11 protein-coding genes are annotated in these 10,721 nt (G+C 68.8%); 4 read left to right on the forward strand and 7 right to left on the reverse strand.

Features of this window, described 5'->3' with window-relative positions; translation table 11 throughout:
* Positions 1-27: 27 nt before the first annotated feature.
* From ACSU6M_RS34130 to ACSU6M_RS34160, 7 genes are all read right to left on the reverse strand, one after another.
* Positions 28-969 carry an aromatase/cyclase gene (locus ACSU6M_RS34130; RefSeq protein ID WP_437075654.1) on the reverse strand — a complete coding sequence of 314 codons (942 nt, stop codon included), beginning with the start codon at positions 967-969 and terminating at the stop codon, positions 28-30.
* A gap of 36 nt (positions 970-1,005) precedes the next feature.
* Positions 1,006-1,788, reverse strand: a complete 783-nt coding sequence (fabG, locus tag ACSU6M_RS34135) for a 3-oxoacyl-ACP reductase FabG (RefSeq protein WP_437075656.1) — start codon at positions 1,786-1,788, stop codon at positions 1,006-1,008.
* A gap of 84 nt (positions 1,789-1,872) precedes the next feature.
* A complete protein-coding gene (locus ACSU6M_RS34140) occupies positions 1,873-2,136 on the reverse strand; it encodes an acyl carrier protein (RefSeq protein ID WP_437075658.1) in 264 nt (87 codons plus the stop codon).
* 55 nt (positions 2,137-2,191) lie between these two features.
* Complete coding sequence (locus ACSU6M_RS34145) at positions 2,192-3,406, reverse strand: ketosynthase chain-length factor (RefSeq protein WP_437075660.1); 1,215 nt, start codon at positions 3,404-3,406, stop codon at positions 2,192-2,194.
* Positions 3,403-4,671 carry a beta-ketoacyl-[acyl-carrier-protein] synthase family protein gene (locus tag ACSU6M_RS34150; RefSeq protein WP_437075662.1) on the reverse strand — a complete coding sequence of 423 codons (1,269 nt, stop codon included), beginning with the start codon at positions 4,669-4,671 and terminating at the stop codon, positions 3,403-3,405. The genes ACSU6M_RS34145 and ACSU6M_RS34150 overlap by 4 nt, the downstream gene beginning before the upstream one ends.
* Positions 4,668-5,006, reverse strand: coding sequence for a TcmI family type II polyketide cyclase (locus tag ACSU6M_RS34155; RefSeq protein ID WP_437075664.1), 339 nt, complete (start codon positions 5,004-5,006; stop codon positions 4,668-4,670). The genes ACSU6M_RS34150 and ACSU6M_RS34155 overlap by 4 nt, the downstream gene beginning before the upstream one ends.
* 52 nt (positions 5,007-5,058) lie before the next feature.
* On the reverse strand, positions 5,059-6,522 hold the full coding sequence (locus tag ACSU6M_RS34160; RefSeq protein ID WP_437075666.1) for an FAD-dependent monooxygenase: 1,464 nt from the start codon (positions 6,520-6,522) through the stop codon (positions 5,059-5,061).
* Positions 6,523-7,019: 497 nt separating this feature from the next.
* Here ACSU6M_RS34160 and ACSU6M_RS34165 point away from each other — a divergent pair, with 497 nt between their 5' ends.
* The 4 genes from ACSU6M_RS34165 to ACSU6M_RS34180 all read left to right on the forward strand — a co-directional run bounded on the left by ACSU6M_RS34165 (position 7,020) and on the right by ACSU6M_RS34180 (position 9,127).
* A complete protein-coding gene (locus tag ACSU6M_RS34165; protein ID WP_437075668.1) occupies positions 7,020-7,286 on the forward strand; it encodes a hypothetical protein in 267 nt (88 codons plus the stop codon).
* The gene (locus tag ACSU6M_RS34170; protein WP_437075669.1) at positions 7,286-7,684 is read left to right on the forward strand and encodes a hypothetical protein; all 399 of its coding nucleotides are present in this window, start codon (positions 7,286-7,288) and stop codon (positions 7,682-7,684) included. The genes ACSU6M_RS34165 and ACSU6M_RS34170 overlap by 1 nt, the downstream gene beginning before the upstream one ends.
* Positions 7,685-8,324: 640 nt before the next feature.
* Positions 8,325-8,807 carry a winged helix-turn-helix domain-containing protein gene (locus ACSU6M_RS34175; RefSeq protein ID WP_437075671.1) on the forward strand — a complete coding sequence of 161 codons (483 nt, stop codon included), beginning with the start codon at positions 8,325-8,327 and terminating at the stop codon, positions 8,805-8,807.
* A complete protein-coding gene (locus ACSU6M_RS34180) occupies positions 8,804-9,127 on the forward strand; it encodes a replication initiation protein, RepL2 (RefSeq protein ID WP_437075673.1) in 324 nt (107 codons plus the stop codon). Before ACSU6M_RS34175 ends, ACSU6M_RS34180 begins: the two co-directional genes overlap by 4 nt.
* The last annotated feature ends 1,594 nt before the right edge of the window (positions 9,128-10,721 follow it).

Raw genomic sequence — 10,721 nt, forward strand, 5'->3', positions numbered from 1 at the left:
ACTCCTCGGGTCGTCGGATGCGAGCGGTCAGCGACGGGACTCCGCGTACGCCTTGGCGTGGCCGAGCGTGGCGCGGCTGTTGCCGCTGAGCGCGGTGCGCACGAACTCCCGAGCCCGGGCCAGATCGGCCTCGGGACCCAGGACGGTGGCGATGGCGGCCGTGTTGACGGCGACCGTGTGCTGGGACGTGGCCTTCACGCCGCCGTCGTTCTCCTCCAGCAGCCAGTAGCCGGTGTGCAGGGTCATCAGCGCGGGCAGCACCGTCTGCTTGTAGACGATGCGGTGGTGGGGGAAGCACACCCGGACCGACTCGGTGGTGTGCGTGGAACCGTCCTTGGTGCGCGTGTCCATCTCCAGGATCTGCAGACCGGGCGACGGCTCCTCCAGCCGTACGGCGGCCACATGCGGCAGCCGCTCGGTCCACAGCCCCGCCTCGTTGAGGAAGTCGTAGACGTCCTTGGCGGACCCGGCGATCTGCACACTGTCCTCGAAGGACACCAGCGTGTCGCCGGCAGTGACCAGCTCCAGATTCGTCTTCAGCGCGGCCAGCTCGGAGCGCGAGTTGTGGTCCACGGCCTGATCGATCCAGGCCAGGCCCTCCGGATCGTCGTCGACGGCCCGGTAGTCGTGCAGCAGCCGGATGCGCGTGGCCGTCTCCGACAAGGGCTCGACGATCCAGCTGCCGCCCATGGAGGCCACCGGCGGCGCCGACACCTCCTGGCGGAAGTCGATCCGCAGCTCGTCGGCCCGCACCGTCCGGCGCGACGTCCAGCTCTTGGGCTCGCCGTTGGCGGTGGCCCAGATACGGATACGTTCCTCGGCACCGTCGCTTTCGACCCTCTCGGCGTGCACCGTCGGCGGGAAGACCTGCGGCCACATGCCGACCTGCGACAGGAAACGGAAGACGGCACGCGCTTCGGCGAGCACGGTGATCTCGTGCTCGACCGTCTTCGGGGACTGCTGCGCCATGGAAGACTCCTCGTGGTGGTCGGCGCCGGCCGGCGGTCAGAAGTTGCCGAGGCCACCGCAGACGTTGATCGCCTGGGCGGTGATGGAGGCGGCGGTGTCGGTGGTCAGATAGCCGACGAGTCCCGCGACCTCCTCGGGCGTGGAGTAGCGGCCGAGCGGAATCTTGGCCTGGAAGCGTTCCAGGATGGCGTCCTCGGTGGTCTCCCAGGCCGCCGCATACCCCTGCCGCACCCGCTGGGCCATCGGCGTCTCGACATAGCCCGGGCAGACCGCGTTGACGGTGATGCCGGTGGGCGCGAGTTCGTTGCCGAGCGCCTTGGTGAAGCCGACCACGCCGTGCTTGGACGCCGAGTACGGCGCGGCCAGGACCACGCCCTGCTTGCCCGCGGTGGAGGCGATGTTGATGATCCGGCCCCGGTTCTTGTGCCGCATACCGCCGGTGGTCAGCACCTCCCGCGTCATACGGAACACGCTGTGCAGGTTGGTGTCGACGACGTCGAACCACAGCTCGTCGGTGAGATCGGCGGTCACCCCGCCGCCGCTGCGGCCGGCGTTGTTCACCAGGACGTCCACCGTCCCGAACGCGGCGACGGCCGCCTGCACGAAGGCACGGACATCGTCGGCGGACCGCACGTCACAGGTGCGCCCGTCGACGGTCAGCCCCTCCTCGGTCAGCTGCTTGACGGTGACCGCCACGGACTCCGCCGTCCGCGCGCACACGAAGACCCGGTGCCCCAGCTCACCGAGCACCCTGGCCACCGCGAGGCCGATACCGCTCGTCGCACCCGTGACCAGGGCGACGGGCTGCTGTGTGGTCATGAACCCTCCAGAAGTGGAGAAAGAAGGAGAAAACGGTGGCGGGCGGCCTGTGGGGGAACCGACCGCCCGCCACCGGGCCAGGAATCAGGCGGTGCGCAGCGCCAGCAACTGCTTGTTGAGCGCGTCGACCAGCTGACGCGGCGTCTCCGCGTCGACGAAGACGGTGTCCTCCAGCTCGATGCCGTACTCACGGCCGATCCGGACACCGGTCTCCAGCAGAGCGAGCGAGTCGTAGCCGAGATCGACGAACGTGACGTCGTCGATGTCGCCGTCCAGGTCGACGTCCTCGCCGGCGCCCTCACGCAGAATGCGGCGCAGATCGCCCATGGTGAACTCGTATGCGGTCACGGACCGTTCCTCCCTGTACGTCGTCGAAGGGTGTGTGCTCACCGGCGGCGGCCGGTCAGCGGGCGGCGCGGACCACCATCGCCGAGTTGAACCCGCCGAAACCGCGGGCGATCACCAGCGCGGTGCGCACCTGCGCCGAGCGGGGCGCCCCGGTCACCAGATCCACCTCGTACGCGGGATCCGGAGCCACATTGACGGTCGGCGGAATGAGCCCGTCCCGGATGGACAGCAGCGCGGCCGTGACATCCAGGGACGCGGCCCCCGAGTACAGCCGCCCCGTCATCGTCTTGGGCGCGGTCACCGCAACCCCCCGGGCACCGAACACCTCCCGCAGCGCCTGCGCCTCCTGCCGGTCCAGCTCCGGCACGCCCGCCGCGTCCGCGAAGACCACGTCGACCTCGCCGGGCGCCACGCCCGCGTCCGCCAGCGCCAGCGAGATCGCCCGCCCCAGCGCCGGCGGCCGGTCACTGCCGGGCCGCGGGTCGGTCGTGGCGGCGTACCCCGCGATCTCCCCGTACACGCGCACACCCCGCTCCCGCGCGTGCTCGGCGTCCTCCAGCACCACCAGAGCCCCGCCCTCACCGGCCACGAAACCGTCGGCATCGCGGTCGAAGGGAAGATAGGCACGCCCGGGATCGGTACGGGAACTCATCCGCCCCGCCGCCATCTGCGCCACCCAGCCCCAGGAACACAGCGAACTGTCGATGCCGCCGGAGACGATCAGCGTGGTACCCCTGCGGATCTGCCGGCGCGCCTGCGCGATCGCGTCCAACCCGCCGGCCTGGTCCGACACGACCACACCGCTCTGCCCGCGCAGGCCGTGACGGATGGAGATCTGACCGGTGTTCACGGCGTAGAACCAGGCGTACGACTGGTAGGCGCTGACGTACTTGCTGCCCTTGCTCCACAGGTTCTCCAGCTCACGCTGGCCGAACTCGAAACCACCGGAGGAAGCCGCCGTGATCACACCGGCGTCGAAGTCCGGCAGATCCCCCGGTTTCACATCGGCGTCCGCGAGCGCCCAGTCGGCGGCCACCAGCGCCAGCCGAGTCATGTGATCGGTCTGCGGAACCAGCCGGCTCGGCAGATGCTCCCTGGGATCGAACCCGGGTACCTCCCCGGCCAGCCGGGACGGATAACCCGAGGCGTCGAACCGGCTGACCGGCCGGATGCCGCTGACCCCCTGCCGGGTGGCCCCCCACCACGCGTCCGTGCCGAGCCCGTTGGGCGCGGTGACGCCCACACCCGTGACGACGACGGCCCTGCTCATGCTGCCCTCCTGTCGGGTCGGGCGAGGACCATGGCGCTCTGGAAGCCACCGAACCCGCTGCCCACCGTGAGCACCGAGTCGGTGCGCCACTCACGGGCGTGCAACGGCACATAGTCCAGATCGAGCTCCGGGTCCGGGTGGTGCAGATTCGCCGTGGGAGGCACCACGTTGTGCTCCATGGCCAGCGCGGAGGCCGCGATCTCGATCGAGCCGATCGCACCCAGCGAATGCCCGATCATCGACTTGATCGAGCTGACCGGCACCCGGTACGCGTGCTCGCCGAGACTGGTCTTGAACGCCGCCGTCTCGTGCCGGTCGTTCTGCTTGGTGCCCGAACCGTGCGCGTTGACGTAGTCGATGTCGGACGGATCCAGCCGCGCCTGGTACAGGGCCACCCGGATCGCCTCGGCCATCTCCGCGCCGTCCGCACGCAGCCCGGTCATGTGGTACGCGTTGCAGCGCGACGCGTAACCGCAGATCTCCGCGTAGATGTGCGCCCCACGCCGCCGGGCACTGTCCAGCTCCTCCAGCACGAACCCGGCCGCGCCCTCGCCGAGGACGAACCCGGTCCGCGTGGCGTCATAGGGCCGCGAGGAGTGCTCCGGGTCGTCGTTGTACGTCGACGTCGCCTTGATCGCGTCGAAGCAGGCCACGGTGATCGGCGAGATGGGCGCCTCGGTCGCGCCGGTGACGGCGATGTCCGCACCGCCCTCACGGATCAGATCGACGGCGTAGCCCACCGCGTCGATACCGGAGGTGCAGCCCGTCGAGACGACCGTGGCCGGACCCTCCGCGCCTACCGCCCAGGCCACCTCGGCGGCGAAGGAGGACGGGACCAGATGGTGGTACAGATGCGGCGGGGCGTAGGTGTGGTCGACCAGCGGGAGCCGGCCGTCGTCGCTGACCACCCGGTACTCGTTCTCCAGGCTGATCGTGGCACCGACCGCACTGCCGATGGCGACCGCCACCCGCGCCGGATCCGCCGCCGCGAAGTCCAGCCCGCTGTCCGCCACCGCCTCACGAGCGGTGACCACGGCGAACTGCGCGGCCCGGTCCATCCGGCGCACCTCCTGCGGCTGCAGACCGTGCTGGCCGGGGAAGAAGTCCACCTCCGCCGCGACCCGGGAACGGTAGCCCGTCGGGTCGAAGCAGGACAGCGTGCGGGTGGCCGTGCGCCCCGCGGTCAGCAGGGCCCAGAAGTCCTTTGCGTTGGTGCCGCCCGGTGCCACCACGCCGATACCGGTGATGACGACGCGTCGGGTCACTTTGATCCCGCCTCCTTCGGATCCCACAGGTAGAAGCGCTCGGCCATCGCGTCCGACGGCGTCTGCCACGCGGGGTCGTAAGGGTCGATGAAGGGGCGCAGATCGGCGCTGATCTGCTTGAACCGCGGATCGCTCTTGGCCGCCTCGATGGCGTCCCCGCCCGCCGCGTGGTCGAAGTCCTGAAGATGGAAGTAGAGGCCCTGGTAGGCGAACAACTGACGGCGCCGCGTGCCCATCAGGTGCGGCATCTCCGTGGCGTCGAACTCCCGGAAGAGCCGGGCGACCTCGGCCCTGGACTCGGGGGCCATACGGGCCACGATGAGGGTGCTGTGCATCCGTGTCCTCTTTCTCTGTCGGATGGTTGACCGGCGGTACGCCCCCGGCGCCTCAGCGCGGCAGGCCGAACCACCGGTACAGAGACCGCGGCAGGTCGCCGCTCCCGGGCGATGTCCACACCACATGGCCGTCGGGGCGGAGCAGCAGGGCACGCGTGCTCGACAACGGGCTGTCCTGCGCCGGTGCGTGCGGCCGGCCGGTGAACACCTCCACCCGCCCGTGCCAGGCCGACGCGATCCGCCGCACCGCGGCGTCGTCGGACAGATCGAGCAGGACACCGCGGCCGGCCCGCAGCAGCTCGGCGGTGCTGCTCTTGGCGCCGTCCCGCGCCACCAGCTCCTGGAACGGCAGACGCCGGCCGAGCAGCGGATGATCGACCGGGCCCACGTCGTAGCGGACCTCCAGACCGGTGACCATCTCGGCGAGGTGCAGGCCCACCTCCGGCAGCGCGATGAGCTCCCCGAGCAGATCACGCAACGGCTGCACCTCCGCCCCGCCCAGGAACAGCAGGCCCTGCGCCCGGGTGTTCATCAGCAGCCGCTCGCCCACCGGATGCCGCTCGCGGTGATAGGTGTCGAGCAGCCCCGACGGAGCCCAGCCGGCGACCACCGCCGCCAGCTTCCAGCCGAGATTGACGGCGTCCTGGATGCCGACGTTCATGCCCTGACCACCCGCCGGCAGATGGATATGGGCGGCATCGCCCGCGAGCATCACACGCCCGCGCCGATAGGCGCTGGTCAGCCTGCTGGCGTCACTGAACGAGCTGGCCCACACCGGCGTGGCATGGCTGATGTCCTGCCCGGTGACCCGCTGCCAGGCCGCCGCGACATCGGCGAACTCCGCGGGCCGCTCCCGCGCCGGCGCCCCGTGCTCCTTCACGATCAGCCGGTGCACACCCTCGCCCAGCGGAGCCGCCATGGCCACCCCGCCCGGCAGCCGCTCCCCGAACGGCCGGGCATCGATCTCGCACCCGGCGACATCCGCGAGAAGCATTTCGTACGTTCCCGCCGTGCCCGGAAAATCGAATCCGGCGAGTTTCCGTACGGTGCTGTGCCCGCCGTCGCACCCCACCACATAGGAGGCGCGCAGTGTCCGCGGCCCGTCCGGACCGGTGACCTGAACCTCGACACCATAGGAATCCTGCTCGATTCCCGTGACACAATGCCCGCGCCGGATATCCGCCCCGAGTTCCGCAGCCCATTGCCCGAGAACCTCCTCGGTCTGCGACTGCTTGACCCCATGCGAAGTCCGATGCGGACTGTCCAGCGGAGCGAAGTCCACCAGAAGCCCGCCGAAGTGCCCCATGGGGCTGGTCTGAATGTCACCGAACCGGTCCAGCAGCCCCCGCTCGTCCAGGATCTCCATCGTCCGCACGGTGAAGCCGAGCGCACGCGACTGACCACTGGGCTCCCGCAGCTGCTCCAGCACCACGACGGGCGCCCCACCCAGCCGCAACTCACCCGCGAGCATCAGCCCGACAGGGCCCGCACCCACGATGATCACCGCGGTGTCCATGACTACCGCCTCTCTCGAGTGACCGACAGGTCCGGCAGAAACACACCCGAAAACACACGAAGGCCCTGGGGGAAAAAATTCCCCAGAGCCTTCCCATTCTGAGCCACAAATCTGCGTTCCGATGGGGCTCGAACCCAAAGCACCGGACTATGACAACAAGTCTCTTCGCCGCAGGCCAGCCGCACAAGACCAATATCTTCAGAATTCCGAAAAACTAACGTCAGCCAATTCCCCCCATGTCAGAGGAGTGCAAAAGAAACGTCAGAACCACCACGAACCCGCTGGTCACCCGCCCGGAAAGCCGAGCAGGACAAGCCCCCCACCGCCCCACCCACCGATTACGCCGTAATCACCCACCCACGGGCCCCCGTCCCCGCCAGTGTCACGCTTCCAGCCCCCGAGTAAAGGGCCCTGCACCTCAGACCTGGCCGGCAGGCCCCACGACCACGACGGGCCGCCCGTCGCACCCGCCCTCTACTCGCGGTAGAGTCGGTGGTATGGCGGACGAAACGAGCATCAAGGTGAGCGCCTCCACCCGCGACCGGCTCGCTGCCCTGGCGGGCGAGCAGGGCACCACCATCCGGCAGCTGGTCGAAGAGCTCGCCCAAGGCCGACCGACCAGGGCCGAATACGCGGAGCGAGCCGAGCAGGCCCGCGCCGAACTCGCCTCCCTCCTCGGCACCACCCCCAGCGAGCAGGCCGAGACGAAGGCCCGCGGCCTCCTCGAGCGCCTCGGCGCCCGCCAGGACCCGGCGGCCGCATAGTGGGACCGATCGCAGTCGTCCTGGACCACACCACCACCACCGCACTGCACGACCCCAAGAACCCGCACAACGAAGCCGTCGCCGCGTTCTACGTCCAGGCATCCGGCGGCCTGGGCACCCTGTACGCCCCCGTCCTCTCCCTCACCGCCGGCGACACCGAACAACCCGGCCTGCTCGCCTACATCCACGCGCTGCGGTTCATCACCGTCGAACCCTTCGACACCGCGGCCGCCCTCACCGCGACCGACCTGCTGCGGCACGGCCACCCCTGGGCAGCCGTCCACGCCATCCACTGCGCCCGCCCCTCCGCCGACTTCCCCGCAGGCCGCTTCCTGCTCACCCTCACACCCGAGTCGTACGAGGGAACGGGAGTCCAGGCCGTCCACCCCGACCAGTAGGCCACCCGACAGACTGGCCTCGAACAGAAGCGCCCGCAGACATCAGCGAACGGGCACATGGCATGACGGCGTGCGGCTCAGTCCAGGACGGCGGTAACGATGCCCACGTCGGCAGCGACTTCACCAGCCCACGACAGTACGCCACGACGATACGGCGCGACGTACGGTCACGTCCGCGTATGCACAGCAACCCGGCACCGGCCCCAGCCACGCCTCCTAATTGCCTTCGTCCCTTGGCCCGGACGGGCCCGCACACGTCGTGCCAGGGAGGCGGGCACCCCGAGGACCGGCGGCGAAGCCGGCGGCCCGCAGGGCTGCTCGTACGGCGCAGCACCGGCTACACCTTGGTGCATTAAGAGAGCGAAGCCCCCGCAAGGCGCTGACCTGCGAAAACACACCAATTGATCCGATCCTGGGATCGGGTAACCCGATCGGGGAGTCGGGTTACCCGATCCCAGGATCGGATCAACCCGACTCCCGAGTCGGATCGATTAGCAATGAGCGAATGTGCGAAGCGCACAGCGATCCGATCCTCCCGTCGGATCCCTTAGCTTTTTGGTAATGTTCTTTCTGGTAAGCGACCCGTTCCTGGAGTCGGATCGCTTGACCGTGAGGACATCGACTCGGAGGGGCGGCAGGCATGCCAGAGGCAGCGCGGAAGGTCCTCGCCTGGGTAGATCGCGACACAGGCGAGGTGGAGGAAGTACCGCGCACCCCGTACGCCTTCGACGGCCCTCACGTGAACGTCGGCATCCGCCGTGGCCGCCAGATGCTGTCCGCCGCGTCCGGGCTGACCGACAAGGAAGTCAGGGTGGCAGTCTGGTACTGGTTCGCGAGTGAGGAGTCCCAGGGCGCAGTGATGCTCACGCAAGCCGAGATTGCCGAAGAACTGGGCATGAGCGCCGACGCACTCGGCCGCGTGATCAAGGTTCTGCGCCAGGCCCGGCTCGTGGTGGAAGCGGGTTCCGTCGGGCGGACCACCTTCTACCGCGCGACGCCGTACATGGCCTTCCTCGGGGCGGCGTTCGCCCACCGGGAAGCGGTAAAGGACTGGAATCCACCCGAGCTGAAGGTTCGCCAGCCACGTGACCGGCGGCGCAGGAAGAAGGACGAGGACACATGAGGATTCACGACGCCGAAGACGTCCAGTACCTGCTCAAGAAGACCGGCCGCGTGCTGAACCCCAACCAGCGGATCCTCGTCATGCTGTACGCCTCGTCCGAGCAGCGTCCCGATGGCACCGTGATGACAAAGGCGAGCGAGCTGGCTAAGACCGCGGGGATGACAGCCCCCGTGTTCTCCCGCACGCGCAAGGAACTCGTCATGGCCGGCTGGATGGAAGAGACGGGCAGCGTAGGCAGCGTGAAGCTGTACCGGCTCGTCCCGGACATATTCGAGGACAGAGGGCCTGCAGGACGGCATCTGCGTGCCGTCAGCGGCTGACAGACAGCCCCAGAGCCGAACAGCTGGGGCTGTTGCCCATACTGCGCGGTGATTCGACTCCAAACTGAGCCCTTGGCAAGAGGGACACCGAGCACGTCGTGGCGTCCAGAACCTGGAGCCCCGTGGGTTCCGTCAGTAGCCGGGTCAGGGTGTTACTGACCAAAGCCGTTCCGCGAGTTCGGCGGCAGACGGGCGTTGATCCGGGGGAGCCATTAGCGCGGGAGTCAGCACTCGTGGAGCGTCGGTCATGTTCTGGTGCTTGCGGCGACTGGTGCCGGGGCGCTCGCGGGGGACCTGGCCGCCGGTAACCAGCGGCTGCTGGCCAGGCTGCCTGTCCTGTACTGCGTCCTCCGGCCCGTGCCTGACGGCGACCGGTTCGGCAACGAGCCTGCCGGTTCTGCTGCTCATCAGCGTCGCCTCCGGCGCGGTGGCGCCGTTCCTGGGTGCCACCCCTTCAGACCCACCTCGCGGGGCTCCCGGCGATGGGCCCGTCGGCGCCTGCACGACCACGGCCTCGCCGACTACGGCCGGTGCCGGGAGGAGCAGACTTCCCAGGCACCCGGCCGGGCCGCAGCACCGAGCTCCGGCCGGAGAACAGTGCGCGGCCGCGCACTGTTCTCCCTGTCCCCTCCCCAGGAGGTCTCCTGGTGTTCTCGCGCGCAAAGTCTGGAAGGTCCCGGTTTGGCGCCTGCGAACAGTTCGCCGGCCGCCCCCGCACACTGCGCGAACACCGAAGACAGAGCCCAGGGTGCGGTTGAGCGTCCGTCAATTTATGGGTGCTGTAGGCTGGTTTTCAGATCGAAATAGTGCCTTGATTGCGTCCTTATTCCACGGGTTCCTGATCCAGGGTCATGACGGTTTTTCTGGGGGGTGTTCGGGTGGTTTTGGATTTCGTTTCTGGTGGGGTGTCAGGGCGACGGTGCCGACGGTCCTGACGGTTCGTTACCCCGTTCTTTGGTGTGTGTTTGGTTTGGCGGGGACGGGTTGGCGTGGAGCGTCCATGCTGGTTTCCGGGCGATCGGCCGCGTGGTGGCGTGTCCTGTTTGGTGGTAGCAGGTCACCCATTTGGTTGCGGTGGTATTTCTTGTGCGGGCCATTGTGGAGAGTGGGATTCAGGTGAGTGGACAGAGTGTCCTTGGTTCATTGCTCACCCGTGGGATCTGACGGTCACTCAGTCTTTTCAGAGTCGCCGCATCCGGGTTTTGGGCCAGCGGAGTTGGGCCGGTTTGTTGATCGGTTTTCGGGTGGTTTGGTGGTGAGTTTCGAGCCCATACTCTATCCGGCCGGAAAAATGACGCACTTGGACGGGAGGGAGAGAGGGGGCGGGTGTCCGGTTTTTCCTGGGCAGGCTAGGAAGGCGAAGGGTCCGCCACCGGCGCCCTGTAGCTGTTTGCCTTCTGACGCGCGCGGAGCGTGCGTCAGATCCTGTACTGGACTGCGGAGCAGGCCGGTACAGGATCGATCCGGCGGAGCCGGATCGTCCGGCCACGGAGTGGCCGGCGGTCGGGGCGGAGCCCCGGGGGTCCGGTGCGGAGCGCCGGGAGGGGCCGCCGCGTAGCGGCGGCGCGTCGTCTTCGCGGAGCGAAGCGCGCGC

The sequence above is a fragment of the Streptomyces sp. enrichment culture genome, assembly GCF_964272895.1.
In the GTDB taxonomy this organism is placed as follows: Bacteria; Actinomycetota; Actinomycetes; order Streptomycetales; family Streptomycetaceae; genus Streptomyces.